We start from the raw sequence: 19,692 nt of genomic DNA on the forward strand, positions 1-19,692 counted from the left end.
AACTAGGTTACGGTGACGGCGTGTTCAGACGGCGACTGAGGCCTTCCGTGGTGATGGGGGTGTGCCTGTTGGTTGCTGCTTCGGCAGCGGCCCTGGGCGCTCCGGCCGATGCCGCACCGGCCGACGATCCGGCCGTCCAGGTCACCATCGACTCGTTCTCCCCGGTCGCGCTCGAGCCCGGCCAGCCGGTGGTGATCAAGGGCCGGGTGACCAACACCAGCTCGGTGACGTTCAACGACCCGCAGGCGCTCGCCTGTATCGACCGGACCCGGCTGGCCAGCACGGTCGCGCTGGACCGGATCCCGACCGAGCAGAACATCCCCCTGAACGACCGGGACAGCTGCAGCAACCTGACCAACGATCCGCAGACGTTCAAGCCGTTCGAGCAGCCGCTGGCGCCGAAGCAGACGGTCGCGTTCACGCTGACGGTGCCGTGGAAGGAATGGCGGATCAAGGACCAGACCGGCGTGTACGTCGTCGGTGTCACCTTCCGCGGCGAACCACCGAACAGCTCCCGGATCATGGCCGGCCGCGCCCGCACGCTGATGCCGGTGGCCGGCACCACACCGTTGAGCCGCACCGTGAACACGGCGCTGGTCATCCCGCTGCGGCACCGCCCGACCCAGCTCGGCGGCAAGAACTTCGCCAACGACTCGCTGGCGGAGGCACTGGCGCCGAAGGGCTCGCTGACCCGGCTGCTCGCGCTCGGCAAGCAGCACAAGGTCACCTGGCTGCTCGACCCCGCGATGCTCGACGAGATCCGGCAGATGGCCAAGAGCTACGTCATCGTCGGCGACGACGGCCAGACCACGCCCGGCAGCGGGCAGGCCGACGCGGCGGCCTGGCTCAAGGAGTTCGACGCCAGCCGGATCGCGGGCAACCAGGTCGTTCTCCTGCCGTACGGCGATCCAGACGTGGCCGGCCTTCTCGATTCGGGCGACCCACTGAAGAAGTTGGTCGCCGGTGCCCGCGAGACAACTCAGGGCTATGCCTTGGGCACAGCCTCGTTGAACATGCCACCAGCGTTCACCAACGGCCTGTGGCTCGAAGCGGGCGCGGCAGCGAGCCGCTACCTGGGCGCGGCCTCTGTCGGCTTCGCCGGTTCCAGTGAGAACGACTTGAACCTGGTCAGCAGTTCCTCGTGGTCCGCCGCGACCCGGCCCGTGCTGACCACGACCCCCGTGTACGACGTGACGACGGTGGGCCCGGACCGCTCCGTACGGACCGTCATTGCGAACTCCTCGCTCACCAACGGCGGCCCGGACCCGGAGACCGCCGCCTCCCCGCTCCAGGTGCGGCAGCGGTTCGCAGCCGAGACCGCGCTGATCGCCGCGAGCGGCAAGGGCGCCGCATCCGTGGTCGCACTACCGCCCCGCGGCTGGGACACCGACGGCGCGGCCACCGCGGAGCTGGCCGCGAGCCTGTCGTTGCCGTGGATCAAGGCCACTGACGTCGATGCGATCGTGGCGAGCAACCCGAAGCCGCAGGCAACGGCAGCACCGAAGGCGCCGCGTTCCAACGGCGTGCTGACCGAGGCGCAGCTGGACGGCGTTCGCGAGCTCGACGCAGCGACGACCACCATGCAGAACCTGCTGGTCGACGAGAACGCTCTGCCCGAAGTGATGTCCAACGCGCTGCTGCGCTCCACTTCACTGGGCTGGAACGGCTATCCGGAAGAGGCCCGGCACTTCGCTGCGGTGGAGCTCGGATCGGCCAACCAGCAGCTCGGCAAGGTCTCCTTGGTGAACGCCAGCGTCCAGCGCGGGCTTCGCAAGGAGATCAAGGTCAACCTGGCCGGTAGCAAGGGCACGTTCCCGCTGACCATCACCAACGACACCGAGTGGTCGGTCCGGGTCGGCATCGAGGTCACCGCGGTGAACCGGCCCGACCTGAAGATCAAGCAGCCGCAGACCGCTGTCCTCGGCCCCCGGCAGAAATGGACCCCGCGGATCACCGCGAGCGCCGAGCAGAACGGTCTGATCCGGGCCAACGCCCAGGTCGTCACCGCGGGCGGGCAGCCGGTCGGCAAGTCCCAGGAGCTGCTGATCCAGGCCAGCCAGTACGGCAGCGTCGGCTGGATCCTGGTCGGCGCCGCCTGCGCCCTCCTGTTCGGTACGTCGTTCGTCCGTATCTACCGCCGCGTCCGCACCGAGCGCCGCAACCCGGCCGCGCCGGCCGAGGCTGCAGAGGCCGCCGGAGCCGCCGGAGCCGCCGACACCCCTGATCCCGCCCACGATCGCCCCGAGGCGAACGGCGTACCCGAAGCCTCTGCTCCGGATGCGTCGCTGAAAGAAGGAGTCGGTTCGAAGGATGGCTGACCGCACCCTGCGATCAGCGGCGGTGATGGCAGCCGGAACGGTGCTGTCCCGCCTGCTCGGATTCGTCCGGATCGCCCTGCTCGCCGCCGCCATCGGCACCGCGCTGCGTGGCGACATCTTCACCGCCGCGAACACCATCCCGAACAGCCTCTACATCCTGCTGGCCGGCGGCGTGTTCAACACGGTGCTCGTCCCGCAGTTGGTGCGCGCGATCAAGAACCACGACGACGACGGTCAGGACTTCACCAACCGGGTCCTCACCTTCGGCTTCGTCGTCCTCGCCGTCGTCACGGTCGCCTGCGTGATGCTCGCGCCGGCGATCGCCGAGCTGTACCTCCCGAAGGAGCTGCACGATCCGTCCCGGGTGACCGAGAAGGCGAACATGATCATGTTCGTCCGGCTCTGCCTGCCGCAGATCTTCTTCTACGGCGCGTTCGTGCTGGTCGGTCAGGTGCTGAACGCGCGGCGCCGCTTCGGTCCGATGATGTGGGCGCCGATCGCGAACAACATCGTCGCCTGCGCCTCGATCATCGTCTTCCTGTTCATCTACCGGGTCGGTGACACGCCTCCGACGTACAGCCACGGCGAGGAGCTGCTGCTCGGGCTCGGGCACACCGTCGGCATCGCCGTACAGCTGCTGGTGCTGCTGCCGTACCTGAAGGCGAGCGGGCACACCTATCGGCCGAAGTTCGGCCTCCGCGGTACCGGTCTGGGGCACACTGCCCGATTGGGCCTCTGGACGGTTCTTTTCGTTGCCGTGAACCAGGTGACGCTCGTCGTGGTCACGCAGCTCGCCATCGCGGGTAGCGCGTCGGACGACCCGGGCGCGAAGGCCGGTCTGTTCGCGTACAGCACCGCGATGCTGATCATCCTCGTGCCGCACGGCATCGTCACGGTCTCACTGGCGACCGCTGCCTTGCCGCAGATGTCCGCGCTGGCGGCCGAGGGCGACACCGCCGCGGTGGCCCAGCTGTCGGCGCGTTCGATCCGGCAGACGCTGGCGATCGTCGTACCGGCGGCCGCCGCGATGATCGCGTTCGCCTATCCGATCGTCACGATCATCGCCGGGTATGGCTCGGGCAAGAACAACCTGACGCTGATGTCGTACACGCTGATGACGCTTGCCCTCGGCATCGTGCCGTTCACGGTGCAGTACTTCCAGCTGCGCACCTTCTACGCCTTCGAGGACACGCGTACGCCGTTCTTCCTGCAGTGCGTGATCGCGGCGACCAACATCGCGGCGGCCGTGATCGGGGTCCGGGTGCTGCTGGACGCCGAGCACCTGCGCTTCAGCGGCGTGATGCTCGGAGCGGCGTACGCGCTCGCCTATCTGGTCGCCGTACTGATCTCCCGCCCGGTGCTGCGGCGGAGGGTGCCGCGGGTGCCCGGCGCCGGGATCGGGCTCCCGCTGCTGGCGATGGTGATCGCCGCCGTGGCCGGCGCCGGTGCTGGACGTGTGGTGCTCTGGGTGGTGAGCCTGGCGGTCGACTGGTCCGGACCCGTCGGAGCCATCCTCGAACTGGCGATCGCGGCGGTCGTGATGCTGCCGATATACGCCGCCGTGTCGCGGGTACTCCGTATCCACGAAGTGAACGACGTGGTGTCCATGGTCACATCGAAGTTGCCTGTACGCCGCTGAACCGGAACGCTTGTGCATTCGTGCACCACTTGTCTAGTCAGCGGTGGCACTAGCATGGGGGCTGCGAAAGGGCCGCTGGGGCATCGAGGAGGGCGAGAGACACCGTGTCGAACCAGACCGTGACCCCTGGTGCCCTGCTGGCCGGGCGGTACCGGATCGCCGAGTTGCTGGCAGAGATCGACGGTGCGCGGGTGTGGCGGGCCGTGGACGAGGTCCTCAGCCGGGCGGTCGTCGTCGACGTGCTGCCGGTCGGTGACCCGCGGACGAACCTGCTGTTCGACGCCGCGCGCCGGGCCGCCGCCGCCAACGACCCGCGCTTCCTGCGGGTGCTCGACTGCGACATGCACGACGGCGTCACGTACTGCGTGCGCGAGTGGGCCGGCGGGCGGTCGCTCGAGCGGATGCTCGGCACCGGACCGCTGACCGGGCAGCAGGCAGGCTGGCTGGCCCGCGAGGTGTCCGAAGCGCTGGAGAACCTGCACCGCACCGGCTACGCGCACGGAGCGATCAGCCCGGCGACCGTGATCATCACGGACGCGGGTGCGATCAAGGTCGTCGGTGTCGCCACCGAGGCGGCGCTGCGTTCGTCCGGAGCGGGTTCGCCCGAGGAGGACGTCCATTCACTCGGCGAGCTGCTCTTCGCCTCGCTGACCGGCCGCTGGCCCGGTCCGGCGCCCGCGTGGGGACTCCAGCCCGCCCCGGTCGAGCACGGTCGGCTGCTGAGCCCGCGTCAGGTGCGAGCCGGCGTACCGCGCTCGCTGGACGACATCAGCGACCGGCTGCTGGGTGACCCGCCGCGGCACCACGCCCCGCCGATCACGAGCGCGGCCGGCCTGTCCGCCGCGCTGTCCGGAGTCGTCGGCAGCTCACACGAGCCGCCGAACCAGATGGACGAGACGGTCCAGGTCGCCCGGCAGAACGGCAGCATCGACGACGCCACCCAGGTGGTGCCGCAGGCCGGGCCGCCGGCGCTCGACCCGACCCCGCAGCCGACGTACGACTCCGAGCCGAACGGGTACCGTCCGCCGCAGTCGGCGTACAACACCGCGGCCGAGACGCGGCCGGTGCGCCGCCAGCCTCCCCCGCCGTCGAACGGGAACGGCCGGCGCCGGCACGACGAGCCGAAGCGGAAGGGCTCCTGGGGCGGCCGGATCCTGATCCTGCTCGCCATCCTCGCGCTGCTGTCGGTGATCGCGATGGCGCAGTTCCTGCTCAAGGGCGCGATGAACAACGACCAGGACAGCAACGGCGGCGGCGCGAAGAGCAGTGCCCCGCCGCAGACCAGCACCACGCCGTCGGCGAGCAGCGGGCCGGCCAAGATCGTCTCCGCCAAGGACTTCGACCCGGAGGCCGACGGCGGGAACGGCGAAGAGCACAGCGACGACGTCCCGAACACGTACGACGGCAAGGCCAGCACCACCTGGCAGACGCAGACTTACCACAACAAGCCGAACCTGGGCGGCACGAAGCCCGGTGTGGGCATCGTCTACAACCTCGGCGCGAAGACCTCGATCTCGAGCGTCGCGGTCGCGCTGCAGGGTGACGACACGAGCGTCCAGCTGATGATCCCGAAGGGTGACACCACCAAGTCCCCGACCAGTGTGAGCGGCTGGACGGCCGTGGACACCAAGGCGGACCAGCCGGAGGGTACCGTCACCCTTACTCCGCAGTCGCCGACCGAGACGCAGTACGTCCTGGTCTACCTGACCAAGCTGCCTAAGGCCGACGGTGGTTTCCGGGGCATCATCTCGGAGGTCTCAATCCAGAAATGACGGCTCACCTGGACTCGGGCGACCAGCCCGGCCCGGACGTCCCGCGCATCGGCGCCGACGATCCGGTGCCGCAGGCTGCGCAACCTGGCCATGCCGGTGCGCCGACGAGCTACGACCAGCTGGACGATCACGAGCTGCTCCGGATGCACGTGGCCGGCAACCCGGACTCCTTCGGGTACCTGGTCAAGCGGCACCGGGACCGGATGTGGGCGGTCGCGATCCGCACCCTCGGCGAGCCCGAGGAGGCGGCGGACGCGCTGCAGGAGGCGTTCATCTCGGCCTTCCGTCGCGCCGACTCGTTCCGCGGCGACGCGAAGGTGACCACCTGGCTCCACCGGATCGTCGTGAACGCCTGCCTCGACCGGATCCGCCGGCGCCAGGTGCGCGCCGCCGACCCGCTGCCCGAGGACGAGGACCGCGCTGCCGAGCTGGCCGGGCCGACCGAGCAGGACCCGGCCGAGGTCCGGGAGCGCCGGCTCGACGTGCTCAACGCCCTGAAACAGATCAACGAGGACCAGCGTGCCGCGCTGGTCCTGGTCGACATGGAGGGCTACTCGATCGAGGAGGCGGCCGCGATCCTCGACTGCGCCCCCGGCACGGTCAAGTCCCGCTGCGCCCGCGGCCGCGCCAAGCTCCTCCCGCTGCTGCGGCACTGGCAGACGACCCGCGAGTCCGACGTACCGGAGAAATCCGCCGCGGAAGCAGTGGGAACCGAATGAGTAGGTACCCCGTCGAAGCGAAGTCGCCTGCCTCTGGCGACCGGACTGCTGATGCCTTCGACCCGGAGCTTTCTATGACCATGTGGCTATGGCCGCCGCATACCTCCCGTGAGGAGGCGAGCCCCCGATGACCGAATCCGGTCTTCCGACCAGTGAGCACCTCGAGCACCTGGACACGGACACGATCGCGGACCTGATCGAGAACCTGCTGCCTGCCGCCGAGGCGCACCGCGCTCGTGAGCATGTGAAAGCCTGTCCGGAGTGCCAGCAGACGTACGACGCCCTCGTGAAGCTGTCCGAGGACCTGGCCGAAGAGGGTCGCGCCGACATCCCGATGCCGACCGACGTCGCCGAGCACCTGGACGCCGTGATCGTGTCGGAGTCGGTACTGCGTGCCTCGACGGTCGGTGTGCACTCGCTGGCCCAGATCCGCGAGGAGCCCCGCCGGCACCTCCCGAAGCTGCTCGGCGCGGCCGCCGGCGTCGTGCTGATCGCCGCGATCGGCGTCGGCGTCGTGTTCGCCACCCGCGACCAGGCGAACGAGGGTGCCGCCGCCACCGACCAGAACACGCCCCCCGCGGACGCGGTGACGATCACGACCAACGACATCGGGCCGCGGATCAAGCAGTGGCTCGAACACACTCCGAACGCGATCATGCACGGCTCGCCGGACGAGCAGGCCTGCGCGCGGACGTTCGCGGCCGGGCAGCCGAATCCGAACGTCCGGCTGGTCCAGCCCGCCAAGATCGACGGCAAGCGGGCCACGATCATCGGGCTGCAGGGCGAGTCGGCGCGCGACATCCAGGTCTTCGCGGTCACCGGATGTAGCGAGCCGAGCGGAGTTGCCAGCCCGTTCTACGACACCACGGTCACCCTGCGTTGATACTCACGGCCCGCCCCACCGGGGTGGGTACCGTATTGATACGGCCCCACCCCTCCGCCCCGGTCAGGGGGAATGGACGGCCTCTAGGATCCGTTGAGTACGACGTATCAATCTCGACTCCCCGAGGAACGCCTGCATGAGCGACTCCGCAGTCCGCAACGTCATCATCGTCGGCTCCGGCCCGGCCGGTTACACGGCCGCCGTGTACGCCGCCCGCGCGGCGCTGGAGCCGTTGGTCTTCGAAGGCTCCGTGACCGCCGGCGGCGCGCTGATGAACACCACCGAGGTGGAGAACTTCCCCGGCTTCTCGCAGGGCATCATGGGCCCGGCCCTGATGGACGAGATGCGCACCCAGGCCGAGCGCTTCGGCGCCGAGCTGGTGCCCGACGACATCACCAAGGTCGACCTGACCGGCGACATCAAGGTGGTCACCGACTCCGCCGGCACCGAGCACCGGGCCAAGACGGTGATCCTGGCCATGGGTTCGGGCTACCGCAAGCTGGGGCTGTCCGACGAGGACCGGATGTCCGGGCACGGCGTGTCCTGGTGTGCGACCTGTGACGGCTTCTTCTTCCGCGACCACGAGATCGCGGTCGTCGGCGGTGGCGACTCCGCCGTCGAGGAGGCGACCTTCCTGACCAAGTTCGCCAAGAAGGTGCACCTGGTGCACCGCCGCGGCGAGCTGCGCGCCTCGAAGATCATGGCCGACCGTGCGTTCGCGAACGACAAGATCGAGTTCCAGTGGAACTCCGCGGTCGACAAGATCCACGGTGAGGACAAGCTGACCCACGTGACGCTGAAGGACACCGTCACCGGCGAGACCCGCGAGCTGCCGGCCACCGGCCTGTTCATCGCGATCGGGCACGACCCGCGCTCGGAGCTGGTCAAGGGCCAGGTCGACCTGGACGAAGAGGGCTACGTGCTGGTCAAGCAGGACAGCACCGAGACCAACCTGCGCGGCGTGTTCGCCGCCGGCGACCTGGTCGACCACACCTACCGGCAGGCGATCACCGCGGCCGGCACCGGCTGTGCGGCCGCTCTGGACGCCGAGCGCTACCTGGCCACTCTGGAGGACGCGGAGCACGCCGCCGCGGCCGCCACAGAGCCTGTCTCTGTCTGACCTGATTTCAAAACCACTGAAGGAGATACGCCCGTGGGCGAGAAGATGAACGCCGTCACCGACGCCGAGTTCGACCAGACCGTGCTGAAGAGCGACAAGCCGGTGCTGGTGGACTTCTGGGCCGAGTGGTGTGGCCCGTGCCGCCAGGTTTCCCCGATCCTGGAGGAGCTGGCGCAGGACCACAGCGACAAGATCACGTTCCTGAAGATGAACGTCGACGAGAACCCGGTCACCCCGAGCAACTACAAGGTCACCGGTATCCCTACCATCAACGTCTACGTGAATGGTGAACTGGCGAAGTCCATCGTCGGCGCGAAGCCGAAGGCGGCGCTGCTCAGGGAGCTGTCAGACTTCACCGCCTGAGATCTACCGAGGACGCCCCGTCCGCCCACGGCAAGGAGCAGTTGCATGGCAGTGTCACCGTCTGGCCCGCACGGCGTGTACCGCATCGGCGACAGCGGTGAAGCGGTCGCCGAGATCGTCGGCAAGCTACAGCGGCTGGGGCTGCTGGCCGGCGGTCACGACGTCTACGACGAGGCGACCGCGCACGCGGTCCGGGGTTTCCAGCAGCAACGCGGGCTGATGATCGACGGGGTCGTCGGCCCGCAGACGTACCGGGCGATCGACGACGCGCGCTGGCGGCTGGGCGACCGGCTGCTGACGTTCGTCCCGTCGCACCCGCTGTCCGGAGACGACGTCCTCGCTCTGCAGGCGAAGCTGCAGGAGCTCGGGTTCGCCGTCGCGCGGATCGACGGGATCTTCAGCGCGGACACCCAGCGCGCGGTGACCGACTTCCAGCGGAACATGGGGCTGCCCGGCGACGGGACCTGTGGGCCGTCGACGTTCAAGGCGCTGCAGCGGATCCGTCCGATGGCGACCGGCGGACGTCCGGATGCGCTGCGTGCGCGGGAGGCAGTTCGCGCCGCCGGGCCGCGGTTGTCCGGCAAGACCGTGGTGATCGACCCGGGCCACGGCGGATTCGACTACGGCTGGGAGGGCTACGGCCTGCGCGAGTCCGACATCGCGTACGACCTGGCCGCCCGGATCGAGGGCCGGCTCGGCGCCACCGGCGTACGGGCGTATCTGTCCCGGGGCCGCGATCAGGGGCCGGACGAGCTGGCGCGCGCCGCCTTCGCGAACGAGACCGACGCGAACCTGTGTGTCTCGCTGCATGCCGACGGTTCGATGAACCCGGAGGCGCAGGGCGTCGCGACGTACTACTACGGCAACGACCTGCACGGCGCCTCGTCGAGCGTCGGCGAGCAGTTCGCCGGCCTGGTGCAGCGCGAGATCGTCGCCCGCACCGACCTGCTCAACTGCCGCACCCACGCGAAGACGTGGGACCTCCTCCGCCGCACCAAGATGCCCGCGGTCCGGCTCGAGATCGGCTACGTCACCAACCCCCACGACTCGGCCCGCCTGGCCGACCCGGCCTTCCGCGACGTCATCGCCGAAGCCATCGTGGTCGCCATCCAGCGCGTGTACCTCCCACCGGAGCAGGACGCCGCCACCGGCATGCTCCGCTTCGGCCAACTGACCGTCTGAGTCGATTCCTGGATGAGCCGTTCGTCAACTGGTTGAGCATCAGTTGACCTAGGAGGGGCTCATGGCACATCCAGTCGTCCACGCCGAGATCCGATCGGCGGATCCGGACAAGACCCGGCAGTTCTTCGCGGAGCTGTTCGGGTGGAAGATCGCGTCCGAGGGCGCGTTCCCGGGCTACACGTTCATCGACACGGGGACACCGGAGGGGACGTACGTCGCGATCGGTCCGCGGCAGAGCGCCGAGGACGAGGTGCTGTTCTTCGTCGCGGTCGAGGACGTCGCGGCCACGCTGGCCCGCGCCGAGGAGCTGGGTGGACGGATCGTCCAGGCCGCCCAGCAGGTCCCCGGCACGAGCTTCGGTGTGTTCGCCGACGCACAAGGTCACAAGATCGGCGTCGCCGGCAACGGCTGAGGTCAGTCCTTCTCGAGGGCGATCTTCGGGAGGACGCGGTCGAGCCAGCGGGGTAGCCACCAGGCTCGGTTGCCCATGAGGCGCAGCACCGCCGGGACGATCACGCACCGGATCAGCAAGGCGTCGAGCAGTACGGCGGTCGCCAGGCCGAGGCCGAACTGCTTGAGCATCCGGTCCGGGCTGAGCAGGAACGCGCCGAACACCACGATCATGATCGCGGCGGCCGCGGTGATGACGCTGCCCGTGGTCGCCAGTCCTTCCCGGACGGCGGCCCGGGCATCCTTGGTACGCCGCCACTCCTCGTGGATCCGCGACACCAGGAACACCTCGTAGTCCATCGACAACCCGAACACGATCGCGAAGATCATCACCGGTACGAACGCCTCGATCGGCCCCGCCTGCGCGCCGAACCAGCCCTGCTGGAACACCAGCGTGATCACGCCGAGCGAGGCGCCGATGCTGAGCAGGTTCAGTACGGCGGCCTTCAACGGGATCAGCACCGACCGGAACACGGCCATCAGCAGCAGCGCCGACAGCCCGACGACAACCAGGACGAAGATCGGCAGCCGCTTGCTCACCGCCGCCGCGAAGTCGTCGGCCGCCGCGGTCGCCCCACCGACGAGGTACGTCGCCTTGGTCTGCGACTCGAGCTTCGGCAACGTGTCATCGCGCAGTCGTTGCACGAGGTCGCTGGTCGCCGCGTCCTGCGGAGCCGACTTCGGAAACGCCAGTACGGTCGCGATCTTGCCGTCCGGCGTCAACTGAGGCGGCGTCACCGCCGCGATGCCAGGATCCGCCGCCAACGTCTGACCAAGCACCTGAGCCGCGGTCCGGTCGCCCTCGGACACCACGACGAGCGGACCGTTGAACCCGGGCCCGAACCCGTCGGCCAGCAGGTCGTATGCCTTCCGGCTGGTCTTCGCCGGATCGTCCGTCCCCGCATCGGCGAACCCGAGCCGCATGTTCAACGCCGGCAGCGACAACGCCACCAACGCGACGACCCCAAGCAGCAACGGCACCCACGGCCCGCGCTGCACCAAGGCGGCCAGCTTCCGCCACCCGTCGCCAGGCGTACGGCGCTGTTTCGCCGCGTGTTTGCGAACACTCCGCTCGATCCGCTTCCCGAACAACGTCAGCAGGGCGGGCAGCAACGTCACCGCGGCCAGCATCGTCATCAGCACGGTCAACGTGACGCCAAGCGCAACGCCCTGCAACGAGCCGAGCCCGAGCGCAAGCAATCCGAGCAAGGCGATCACAACAGTGCAGCCGGCGAACAGTACCGAGCGTCCCGCGGTGTCCAAGGCAACGATCGCCGCCGTCGCCCGATCCGTCTCGTCCTTCAGCAGCTCGTGGCGGTAGCGCGAGAAGATCAGCAGCGCATAGTCGATGCCGACCCCCAGCCCGACCAGCAGCATTACCGGCGTCGTGTACTCCGGAACGGTGAACAGGTGCGACGCCAGCATCAGCAACCCGACCGTACTGCCCACCGCGAACACCGCGGTCAAGAGCGGAAGTGTTGCCGCAAGCAACGATCCGAACAGGAACACGAGGATCACCAGCGCGGCCAGGATGCCCGCGCCCTCGGACGCACCGCCTGAGCTGTCCGCTGCGTTCCGCGCCAGATCCCCACCGACCTCGATCTGGAAGCCGGTCCGCGCGAAGTCCTGCGCGCGATCGATGATCGTCCGCACGTCCGCCACCGGCATGTCCGTCATCGCCACATCCAGGCTGACGGTGGAGTACGCCGTACGTCGATCTGTCGACATACTGCCCGGCGCGGTGAACGGGTCGGCGACCGAAGCGACGTGCGGGAGGTCGCGGACAACCGCGAGCATCGACGCCATCCGGCTCTTCTCCGCGTCGAGGCCGCCGTCGGCCCGGACGACGATCTGCACCGACGCCGTGTCGCCCTTCGGCTGGTGCGCCTGGAAGATGTCCGTCACCCGCTGGGAGTCGGTGCCCGGGAGCGAGTTGTCGTTCTTGTAGCTGGCGCCAACCACCGTCGACGCGGCAGTGACGGCGGCCAGAACGACCACCCACAGCAGGACCGCGAGTCCGGCGTGCCGCATGGCCCATCCGGACACCCGGTGGAGCAGACCCGGTCGTGTCGTGCCGGGCGGTCGTCGTACGGGGGTGTCCACGGTCATCGCCGGGGCCCTCCTCACTGCTTGATGTGTAGAATGGCTACATGTTGCCTCTCGACACTAACAGACATATGAGTAGACTGGCTACATGAAGGCGGATGCGCTGCGTGGGCACCTCGACCCGATGATCCTGGCGGTCGTCGAGCACGAGCCGCTGCACGGTTACGCGATCATGGAGGCACTGCTGGAGCGCAGCGGCGGCGAGCTCGACCTGCCGACCGGCACGCTGTACCCGGCGCTGCGGCGACTCGAGCGGGCCGGGTACCTGGCGAGCGAGTGGAGCACGGTCGGCGGCCGGAAGCGCCGGACGTACCAGCTCACCAGCGCCGGCTCGAAGATGCTTGCCACCGGCAAGCAGGAGTGGCTGACGTTCCGCGCCGTGGTGGAAGGGGTGCTACGCCCGGGCCAGGCGTAGCCCGCGGGCTGCCTGCACACTCACGAACGCGAGCGGCAGGACGACGAACGTCCCGACGACCCCGTAGGCCGGCAGGCCGGGAGCGTGGGCGCTGGTCGCGGTCATGGTCACGCCGATCGCGGCGATCAGCGCGGAACCGGCCAGTGTGAAGAGTGCGGTCACCCGGCTCACGTGCTCCCGCACCAGCGGGAACCGCTGCCCGATGCCGGTGCCGAGTACAGCCAGCACCGCGCCGGCGATCACGACGCCGCCGATGTCCCGGACCACGACCTGGAGCAGGTCGTTCAATGCTGTCGAGCCGGTCTGGTCCTGGGTCCAGACCCAGGCGCCGCCCTGCCAGACGATCGGCTGGATCATCAGCGCCAGCAACAGCATCATCGCCGTACGCCGGCTCTGACTGATCGCCAGCTCGGACCGGTAGCCCGGCGCGACGTCCTCGATCGCCCCGAAGTCGGCGACCGCGTGCTTCTCCGCGTCGTACCGGTCGAAACCGTCGGCCTCGAAGGCCTCGGTCGCGTCGGTCAGGTGGTCGCGGGCCTCGGCCAGCAGATCCGCCTTCCGGCGCCGCGGTCCCCGGAGCTCTTTGCTCAAAGCGGCCAGGTAGTCGTCGATGGGCACCCTCCCAGTATGGAGAGCCCGCCCCCTGCTCACGTCCGGGGTCCCACTGACTCGCCCCTGACCTTGGTCTTCCGCCGGTGCCGCACGACGAAGAACCCGGCGTACCCGATCAGCACCAGCGCGAACCCGATCCGCTCCGCCCACGGGGTCGCGCCCTCCGGCCAGAGGTGTCCCTCGAGGTAGTGGTGGATGTAGCCGCCGGCGTAGACGCTCTCGCCGCCCTGCCGGCGGAAGAACTTCTCGGTCGCCGTCACCGGGCAGCCGAAGTCGACCAGGACGATGACGAGGTTCCACACCACGATGGCGAGGTGGAGCCAGATCAGCTTGGGCCACCGCCAGGCGAGGAACGCACCCACCGCGAAGAAGAGCAGCAGGACGGCGTGCACGACCATGACCACGTCGGCCAGCGCTCGCCAGATCATGCGCCTACTCCGGCCCCGACCTCAGCGCGTCCCGGACCGTCACCGGCCGCGACGGCGAGGGCTCCGGGCGGATCGCCCCCATCAGACGCTCGACGGCGGCCTCCATCTCGCTGCGCCAGGTGATCGCCGAACGCAGGTCGAGCCGCAGCCGCGGATTGCGTGGGTGCTCACGGACGACCCCGAAGCCAACAGCGCGGAGGAAGTCGGTCGGCCAGACGCACCCCGGCGCGTCCCAGCGTGAGTCGCCGAAGGCCTCCATAGCCCGGAACCCACGCTTCAGCACGTCCTTGGCGACCGCCTGGACCAGAATCTTGCCCAGCCCGAGCCCCAGGTACCGCGGCTGGATCCGCCCGGTCGCGAGTACGACGGCGTCCGGGCTGACCGGAGCGGTCGGGAAGGCCTGGATCCGGGGCAGGTATGTCGCCGGCGCGTACAGCGCGAACCCGGCCGGGTCGTCGTCGACGTACAGCACGACTCCGGCCGGTCCCCAGTCGAGGAGCAACTGGGACAGCCAGGCTTCCTTCTCCAGCGCGGTGTCCCCGTTGCGCTTGGCCTGGCGCGCGGCGACCGGGTCGAGCTCCCAGAACACGCAGTCACGGCACGGGACCGGCAGCTCGTCGAGATTGGCGAGCGTGAGCGGTTCGAGCCGTCGAGCCATCAGCGTGTCCGGTCAGCGGTGCCGGGTCGATCGTGGCTTGTTAGCTTCGTCACGATGCGTGTCACCGCGCGACGGGCTCCGTCGCCGGCTCGGGCTCCGGTGCCGGTGTGCGCGCGTCCGGAGTACGGGTCGCCTCGGGGGCGACGTACCGCTGTTGCACCTTGGCGGCGGGTTGCCGCCGGAACAGCTCGCCGGCGAACCCGGCCAGCACGCCCAGCGCCAGTCCGCCGAGCGTCCATCCGGCTGTCTTGCCCACGCTCATCCCGAATCCTGCCTTCCGAGTCCACCTCTCAGGCCGCACCGCACCGGCCCGGCTGTCTCAGCAGCCAGATCGCGGCATGGTCGAACCTGCCCCTATAAGGCATGGTAGTGAGAGGTCGCGCCGATCCACAGCCCGGACCCGGGTCTGTCGACGTAACCTGGTGACTTCCCCCTCGATCACCGTTGGAGTGGCCCTCGTGAGTGCTGACGTGCCTGATGTCCGGCAGACCCGCCTCGACAACTACGTCGAGGCGTACGCAGCCCGGACCAAGGGCATGACCGCATCCGAGATCCGGGCGCTGTTCTCCGTTGCCAGCCGCCCCGAAGTGGTCTCCCTCGCGGGCGGCATGCCGAACATCGGCGGCCTGCCACTGGACGTGGTCGGCGGCGCGGTCCGCGACCTGGTGATCGACAACGGCGCGGTCGCGATGCAGTACGGCTCCGGCCAGGGCGACCCGACGCTGCGGGACCAGATCTGCGACATCATGCGGCTCGAAGGCATCGAGGCCCATCCGGACGACGTCGTGGTCACGGTCGGCAGCCAGCAGGCCGTCGACCTGGTCACCCGGGTCTTCTGCGATCCGGGCGACGTGGTGATCTGCGAAGCGCCGTCGTACGTCGGTGCGCTCGGGGTATTTCGTGCGTACCAGTGCGAGGTCGTGCATGTCGCGATGGACGACGACGGCGTGGTGCCGGAGGCGCTGGAGCAGGCGATCGCCTCGGTGCGGGCGGCCGGCAAGCGGATCAAGTTCTTCTACACGATCCCGAACTTCCACAACCCCGCCGGGGTTTCGCTGTCGGACGAGCGCCGGTCGCGGGTGCTGGAGATCTGTCAGCGGGCCAACCTGTTGGTGCTCGAGGACAACCCGTACGGGCTGCTCGGCTTCGAGGGTGAGCCGCAGCGCGCCCTGCGGGCCGACGATCGCGAAGGCGTGATCTACCTCGGCTCGTTCTCGAAGACGTTCGCGCCCGGGTTCCGGGTGGGATGGGCGGTTGCACCGCACGCGGTGCGGGAGAAACTCGTGCTGGCGCAGGAGTCCGCGACGCTCTGCCCGCCGACGTTCAGCCAGCTCGCGATCTCGTCGTACCTGGTCCGCCATGACTGGATGGGGCAGGTCAAGCAGTTCCGCGAGATGTACCGCGAACGCCGGGACGCGATGCTCGCGGCGCTCACCGAAAAGATGCCAGCGGCAACGACCTGGACGCGGCCGCGCGGCGGGTTCTATGTCTGGCTGACGTTGCCCGACGGCCTGGACGCGAAGGCGATGCTGCCGCGAGCGGTCACCGCGCGGGTTGCGTACGTCCCCGGGACGGCCTTCTTCGCCGACGGTTTCGGCTCCCAGTGCATGCGGCTGTCGTACTGCCATCCGACGCCTGAGCGGATCACCGAAGGCGTCGGCCGGCTCGCCGCGGTGATCCACGAGGAGCTCGAGCTCCGCGAGACGTTCGGCCCGTTGCCACCAGGTGCGGGACGGGACTACGACGCTCCGGGGCCGGAGCTGAGCTAGACCAAGCAGCTTGAGAGAGCGCAAAGGTTGCGCAATGGATCTGCGGGCGGCCGTGGGTCGCTGACACGCTAGCGGTACCGTTCCAGTGGGCCTCGGGACCGGCGGCCGTGCCGGAGTCGCCCACGAGTGATCGGGATATTTGTGATGAGTGATCTGGGTCGAGTGCTTGTTCTGGCCGGTGGACTGTCGCACGAGCGGGACGTCTCGCTCCGGTCCGGCCGGCGGGTGGCGGACGCCCTGCGCAGCGTCGGCGTCGAGGTCGAGCAGCGTGATGTCGACGCCTCCCTGGTCGATCGGCTCCGCAACGATCCACCGGACGCGGTCTTCCCCGTCCTGCACGGCGTCACCGGCGAGGACGGCGCGCTCCGCCAGGTCCTCGACCTGTACGGCGTTCCGTATGTCGGCGCCGATGCGGCCGCCTGCCGTACTGCGTTCGACAAGCCGGTCGCGTCGACGATGGTCGGAGCAGCCGGGCTGCGTACGCCGGCGTCGGTCGTGCTCGGGCACGACACGTTCCGCGAGCTGGGCGCCGCGTCGTTGATGGAGTCGGTGATTCACCAGATCGGGCTGCCGCTGGTCGTGAAGCCGGCCCGTGGCGGTTCGGCGCTCGGCGCCTCGATCGTGCGGTCGGCCGAGGAGCTGCCGTCGGCGATGGTGAACTGCTACGCATACGGTCCGGTGGCGTTGATCGAGCAGTACGTCGACGGCACCGAGGTCGCCGTGACCGTGGTCGACACCGGCGACGGCCCGCGAGCCCTGCCTGCGGTGGAGATCCGGCCCGACTCGGGGTTCTACGACTACGAGGCGCGGTACACGGCGGGGGCGACGCAGTTCGTCGTACCTGCTCGGCTCGAACCTGAGGTCGCTGGTGCGTGCGCTGCGGCCGCGGTGCAGGCGCACCAGGCGCTCGGGCTGCGGGACCTGTCGCGGTCGGACCTCGTGGTCGACGCGGCGGGTGTGCCGTGGTTCCTCGAGGTGAACGTGGCGCCGGGAATGACGGAGACGTCGCTGGTCCCGTTGGCTGCCGAGGCTGCTGGGATCGAGCTTGGTGTGCTGTGCCGCGATCTGCTGGCGACAGCAGCTGCCCGCTGAAGGTTGTGATGCCTGACTCCGGCGGCCGGCCTTTCTGGCGGACCGTTCTGACACCGCGCTGGTTGGCGCTTTTGCTGCTCGCGCTGGCGATCGCCGCGGGGATGTCCGTGATGGGCGTCTGGCAGTTGGGCGTGTACCACTCGAAGACGGCTGCGGCGACGGCCCACCGAGCCGAGGTTGCGCCGGTCGCGCTGCAGTCGTTGTTCTCGATCGACGAGGGCCTGCCGGCCAAGGCGGTCAGTCGCCGCGTGACGGTCGACGGCACGTGGGGACCGGCTGCGGATCAGCTGTTCATCGCGGACCGTGTGCAGGACTCGCGTGACGGCTTGTGGGTCGTGTCGCCGGTGAAGCTCTCGTCCACGGATGCCGTGATGGTCGTCCGCGGCTGGGTTCCTTCGGTGAGCGACCCCGCTGCGAAGGCGCCCACCGGGCCAGTGCAGCTGACCGGGACAGTGATCGCGTCCGAGGCGGAGGACTCCTCGGACGATGCTGCCAAGGGGCGGGTGCTGTCGTCGCTGCGGATCCCGACGATCGTCCATCTGGTCGACTACCGGGTGTACGACGCCTTCGTCGTACAGGAGTCCGTGTCGGGCGGCATGCCGTCTCCGGCGCCGGCCGTCGTACAGCCGCCTCCGCCGCCGACCGACCACGCCGGACTGCGAAACATCGCGTACGCCTTCCAGTGGTGGATCTTCGCGGCCTTCACGTTGTGGATGTGGGGGCGGATGGTGTTCGACGCGCATCGCTCCGACGGCGAGCCGGATCCGGACGACGACGCCTCGTCCGGCGGCCCTTCAGACCGGGCCGAAGAGCGTGTGGAGCCAAGCGGTACCGTTTCAGCGTGACTTCCTCAGCCGACCCCGCCACCTCCGCCGGCTCGCAGCCGTTGACCCCGGCCATCCGCGGCGCGCTGATGCGCTACCGCGTGATCGCGTACGTCGTCGGTGTGATGCTCCTGCTGCTGGTGTTCCTCGCCATGCCGCTCAAGTACTTCGCGGACAGCCCCGGCGCGATGAACGTGATCGGCCCGACGCACGGGTTCCTGTACATGGTCTACCTGCTGCTCACCTTCGACCTGTTCCGCCGGGTTCGTTGGTCGTTCCCGCGACTGGTGATGATGGCGCTGGCGGGGACCATCCCGTTCCTGTCGTTCTACGCCGAGCGCAAGACGTCGCACGAGCTGCTCGGTCGCTAATCCCGTTGTACCGCTGGGGTTTCGGCCCTAGCGTCGCTGCATGCTGCATGACATCGCGGAGTCGAACCGCGCGAGCTGGGACCAGATCCACAACGCGCGCCCTGGCCGCCCCGCGTCGTACTTCGCGGCCGGCGGTACGACGCTGAGCCCGGAGGAACTGGCAGCCGCCGGCGACGTCCGCGGCCGCCGGATCCTCCAGCTCGCTTGTTCGTGTGGAGACGAGGCCCTCTCCTGGGCCCAACTCGGCGCCGTGGTCACCGGCGTCGACATCTCCTCGGTCGCACTCTCGACGGCGCGCTCGAAGTCCGCCGCCACCGGCATCCCGGTCGAATTCCAGCGCGCGGACATGCTCGCCCTACCGGCCAGGCTGACCGAGTTCGACCTCATCTGCCTGAGCTGGGGCGCGATCTGCTGGGTCCCCGACCTCACCGTGTTCGCCTCCCTGGTCGCGTCACGCCTGGCCGTTGGCGGGTCGATCCTCCTCGCCGAGCATCACCCGGTCTGGGAGATCCTCGCCGTCCAGGGCCCGAACCATCTGGCGGTCACCGCCGACTACTTCTCCCGCTCCACGCCACGCGCCACCATCGAAAACACCAAGCTCCCCACCGGCGCCCGCGACACCCCGTCACCCCACCCTTCACTGCCTTCATCTGGCCCCCCAGCGACATCATCACCGCCCTACTCGCGGCAGGCCTATCCCTCACCACCTTCCAAGAGGCCCCCGACCCGGCGATGTACGCGGATCTGGGCCCCGCCTCCACCCAGCTCCCCGCGACCTACCTCATCAAAGCCACCCGCAATGTTTCACATGAAACATTGCAGCAAGTCCCCAAGTAACTTTGTCGACAAATCGCCGCCGTCCCTGAGCGCCGCCCTCGAAGTTGATGTCCGGAGCAGATCCGCCGAGGACGCTTAGAATCCCGCTCACAGAGGAATCCAGCCCTTCAGGACCCCGCCGCCATAACCGCCCG

Annotated in this window: 20 protein-coding genes; 15 read left to right on the forward strand and 5 right to left on the reverse strand. The window is 69.1% G+C overall.

Annotation, left to right across the window (positions count from 1 at the left end; translation table 11 throughout):
* The first annotated feature begins 20 nt into the window (after positions 1-20).
* From ACIA58_RS06460 to ACIA58_RS06500, 9 genes are all read left to right on the forward strand, one after another.
* Entirely contained in the window at positions 21-2,318 is a 2,298-nt protein-coding gene (locus ACIA58_RS06460) for a hypothetical protein (RefSeq protein WP_396402555.1), read from the forward strand.
* Entirely contained in the window at positions 2,311-3,957 is a 1,647-nt protein-coding gene (murJ, locus tag ACIA58_RS06465; RefSeq protein WP_396402556.1) for a murein biosynthesis integral membrane protein MurJ, read from the forward strand. Before ACIA58_RS06460 ends, murJ begins: the two co-directional genes overlap by 8 nt.
* A 104-nt stretch (positions 3,958-4,061) precedes the next feature.
* Positions 4,062-5,729 (forward strand): protein kinase family protein, encoded by a 1,668-nt coding sequence (locus ACIA58_RS06470; RefSeq protein ID WP_396402557.1) that lies wholly within the window; start codon positions 4,062-4,064, stop codon positions 5,727-5,729.
* A complete protein-coding gene (sigM, locus tag ACIA58_RS06475) occupies positions 5,726-6,448 on the forward strand; it encodes an RNA polymerase sigma factor SigM (protein WP_396402558.1) in 723 nt (240 codons plus the stop codon). Before ACIA58_RS06470 ends, sigM begins: the two co-directional genes overlap by 4 nt.
* A gap of 127 nt (positions 6,449-6,575) precedes the next feature.
* The gene (locus ACIA58_RS06480) at positions 6,576-7,331 is read left to right on the forward strand and encodes an anti-sigma factor family protein (protein WP_396402559.1); all 756 of its coding nucleotides are present in this window, start codon (positions 6,576-6,578) and stop codon (positions 7,329-7,331) included.
* A gap of 136 nt (positions 7,332-7,467) precedes the next feature.
* A complete protein-coding gene (trxB, locus tag ACIA58_RS06485; RefSeq protein ID WP_396402560.1) occupies positions 7,468-8,451 on the forward strand; it encodes a thioredoxin-disulfide reductase in 984 nt (327 codons plus the stop codon).
* A 33-nt stretch (positions 8,452-8,484) separates the two neighbouring features.
* Positions 8,485-8,814 (forward strand): thioredoxin, encoded by a 330-nt coding sequence (trxA, locus tag ACIA58_RS06490; protein ID WP_396402561.1) that lies wholly within the window; start codon positions 8,485-8,487, stop codon positions 8,812-8,814.
* A 45-nt stretch (positions 8,815-8,859) separates the two neighbouring features.
* Positions 8,860-9,996 carry an N-acetylmuramoyl-L-alanine amidase gene (locus tag ACIA58_RS06495; protein ID WP_396402562.1) on the forward strand — a complete coding sequence of 379 codons (1,137 nt, stop codon included), beginning with the start codon at positions 8,860-8,862 and terminating at the stop codon, positions 9,994-9,996.
* A 61-nt stretch (positions 9,997-10,057) separates the two neighbouring features.
* The gene (locus ACIA58_RS06500) at positions 10,058-10,408 is read left to right on the forward strand and encodes a VOC family protein (RefSeq protein ID WP_396402563.1); all 351 of its coding nucleotides are present in this window, start codon (positions 10,058-10,060) and stop codon (positions 10,406-10,408) included.
* A gap of 2 nt (positions 10,409-10,410) precedes the next feature.
* On the opposite strand, the gene ACIA58_RS06505 is transcribed toward ACIA58_RS06500, so the two are convergent.
* The gene (locus tag ACIA58_RS06505; RefSeq protein WP_396402564.1) at positions 10,411-12,555 is read right to left on the reverse strand and encodes an MMPL family transporter; all 2,145 of its coding nucleotides are present in this window, start codon (positions 12,553-12,555) and stop codon (positions 10,411-10,413) included.
* 85 nt (positions 12,556-12,640) lie between these two features.
* On the opposite strand from ACIA58_RS06505, the gene ACIA58_RS06510 reads away from it, so the two are divergent.
* Positions 12,641-12,967 carry a PadR family transcriptional regulator gene (locus tag ACIA58_RS06510; RefSeq protein WP_396402565.1) on the forward strand — a complete coding sequence of 109 codons (327 nt, stop codon included), beginning with the start codon at positions 12,641-12,643 and terminating at the stop codon, positions 12,965-12,967.
* Here the strand turns inward: ACIA58_RS06510 and ACIA58_RS06515 are convergent.
* The 4 genes from ACIA58_RS06515 to ACIA58_RS06530 all read right to left on the reverse strand — a co-directional run bounded on the left by ACIA58_RS06515 (position 12,947) and on the right by ACIA58_RS06530 (position 14,927).
* Positions 12,947-13,585, reverse strand: a complete 639-nt coding sequence (locus ACIA58_RS06515) for a permease prefix domain 1-containing protein (RefSeq protein ID WP_396402566.1) — start codon at positions 13,583-13,585, stop codon at positions 12,947-12,949. The two genes, ACIA58_RS06510 and ACIA58_RS06515, sit on opposite strands and share 21 nt — an antisense overlap.
* A 29-nt stretch (positions 13,586-13,614) precedes the next feature.
* Positions 13,615-14,007 (reverse strand): DUF2784 domain-containing protein, encoded by a 393-nt coding sequence (locus ACIA58_RS06520; protein WP_396402567.1) that lies wholly within the window; start codon positions 14,005-14,007, stop codon positions 13,615-13,617.
* 4 nt (positions 14,008-14,011) lie between these two features.
* A complete protein-coding gene (locus ACIA58_RS06525; protein WP_396402568.1) occupies positions 14,012-14,665 on the reverse strand; it encodes a GNAT family N-acetyltransferase in 654 nt (217 codons plus the stop codon).
* A 61-nt stretch (positions 14,666-14,726) separates the two neighbouring features.
* Entirely contained in the window at positions 14,727-14,927 is a 201-nt protein-coding gene (locus ACIA58_RS06530; protein ID WP_396402569.1) for a hypothetical protein, read from the reverse strand.
* A gap of 196 nt (positions 14,928-15,123) precedes the next feature.
* Between ACIA58_RS06530 and ACIA58_RS06535 the strand changes: the two genes are divergently transcribed.
* The 5 genes from ACIA58_RS06535 to ACIA58_RS06555 all read left to right on the forward strand — a co-directional run bounded on the left by ACIA58_RS06535 (position 15,124) and on the right by ACIA58_RS06555 (position 19,637).
* The gene (locus ACIA58_RS06535; protein ID WP_396402570.1) at positions 15,124-16,434 is read left to right on the forward strand and encodes a PLP-dependent aminotransferase family protein; all 1,311 of its coding nucleotides are present in this window, start codon (positions 15,124-15,126) and stop codon (positions 16,432-16,434) included.
* A 144-nt stretch (positions 16,435-16,578) separates the two neighbouring features.
* The gene (locus ACIA58_RS06540) at positions 16,579-17,526 is read left to right on the forward strand and encodes a D-alanine--D-alanine ligase (RefSeq protein WP_396402571.1); all 948 of its coding nucleotides are present in this window, start codon (positions 16,579-16,581) and stop codon (positions 17,524-17,526) included.
* An 8-nt stretch (positions 17,527-17,534) separates the two neighbouring features.
* On the forward strand, positions 17,535-18,371 hold the full coding sequence (locus tag ACIA58_RS06545; protein WP_396402572.1) for an SURF1 family protein: 837 nt from the start codon (positions 17,535-17,537) through the stop codon (positions 18,369-18,371).
* The gene (locus ACIA58_RS06550) at positions 18,368-18,721 is read left to right on the forward strand and encodes a DUF3817 domain-containing protein (protein WP_396402573.1); all 354 of its coding nucleotides are present in this window, start codon (positions 18,368-18,370) and stop codon (positions 18,719-18,721) included. Before ACIA58_RS06545 ends, ACIA58_RS06550 begins: the two co-directional genes overlap by 4 nt.
* A 40-nt stretch (positions 18,722-18,761) precedes the next feature.
* Positions 18,762-19,637, forward strand: coding sequence for a class I SAM-dependent methyltransferase (locus ACIA58_RS06555; RefSeq protein ID WP_396402574.1), 876 nt, complete (start codon positions 18,762-18,764; stop codon positions 19,635-19,637).
* The last annotated feature ends 55 nt before the right edge of the window (positions 19,638-19,692 follow it).

This window comes from Kribbella sp. NPDC051586, assembly GCF_044453965.1.
Taxonomy (GTDB): domain Bacteria; phylum Actinomycetota; class Actinomycetes; order Propionibacteriales; family Kribbellaceae; genus Kribbella.

Excerpts from the sequence above, each read along its gene's own strand:
- murJ (WP_396402556.1), top strand. The coding sequence starts at position 2,311 with ATGGCTGACCGCACCCTGCGATCAGCGGCGGTGATGGCAGCCGGAACG.
- sigM (WP_396402558.1), top strand. The coding sequence starts at position 5,726 with ATGACGGCTCACCTGGACTCGGGCGACCAGCCCGGCCCGGACGTCCCG.
- ACIA58_RS06480 (WP_396402559.1), top strand. The coding sequence starts at position 6,576 with ATGACCGAATCCGGTCTTCCGACCAGTGAGCACCTCGAGCACCTGGAC.
- trxB (WP_396402560.1), top strand. The coding sequence starts at position 7,468 with ATGAGCGACTCCGCAGTCCGCAACGTCATCATCGTCGGCTCCGGCCCG.
- ACIA58_RS06495 (WP_396402562.1), top strand. The coding sequence starts at position 8,860 with ATGGCAGTGTCACCGTCTGGCCCGCACGGCGTGTACCGCATCGGCGAC.
- ACIA58_RS06500 (WP_396402563.1), top strand. The coding sequence starts at position 10,058 with ATGGCACATCCAGTCGTCCACGCCGAGATCCGATCGGCGGATCCGGAC.
- ACIA58_RS06505 (WP_396402564.1), bottom strand. The coding sequence starts at position 12,555 with ATGACCGTGGACACCCCCGTACGACGACCGCCCGGCACGACACGACCG.
- ACIA58_RS06510 (WP_396402565.1), top strand. The coding sequence starts at position 12,641 with ATGAAGGCGGATGCGCTGCGTGGGCACCTCGACCCGATGATCCTGGCG.
- ACIA58_RS06520 (WP_396402567.1), bottom strand. The coding sequence starts at position 14,007 with ATGATCTGGCGAGCGCTGGCCGACGTGGTCATGGTCGTGCACGCCGTC.
- ACIA58_RS06525 (WP_396402568.1), bottom strand. The coding sequence starts at position 14,665 with ATGGCTCGACGGCTCGAACCGCTCACGCTCGCCAATCTCGACGAGCTG.
- ACIA58_RS06530 (WP_396402569.1), bottom strand. The coding sequence starts at position 14,927 with ATGAGCGTGGGCAAGACAGCCGGATGGACGCTCGGCGGACTGGCGCTG.
- ACIA58_RS06540 (WP_396402571.1), top strand. The coding sequence starts at position 16,579 with ATGAGTGATCTGGGTCGAGTGCTTGTTCTGGCCGGTGGACTGTCGCAC.
- ACIA58_RS06545 (WP_396402572.1), top strand. The coding sequence starts at position 17,535 with ATGCCTGACTCCGGCGGCCGGCCTTTCTGGCGGACCGTTCTGACACCG.
- ACIA58_RS06555 (WP_396402574.1), top strand. The coding sequence starts at position 18,762 with ATGCTGCATGACATCGCGGAGTCGAACCGCGCGAGCTGGGACCAGATC.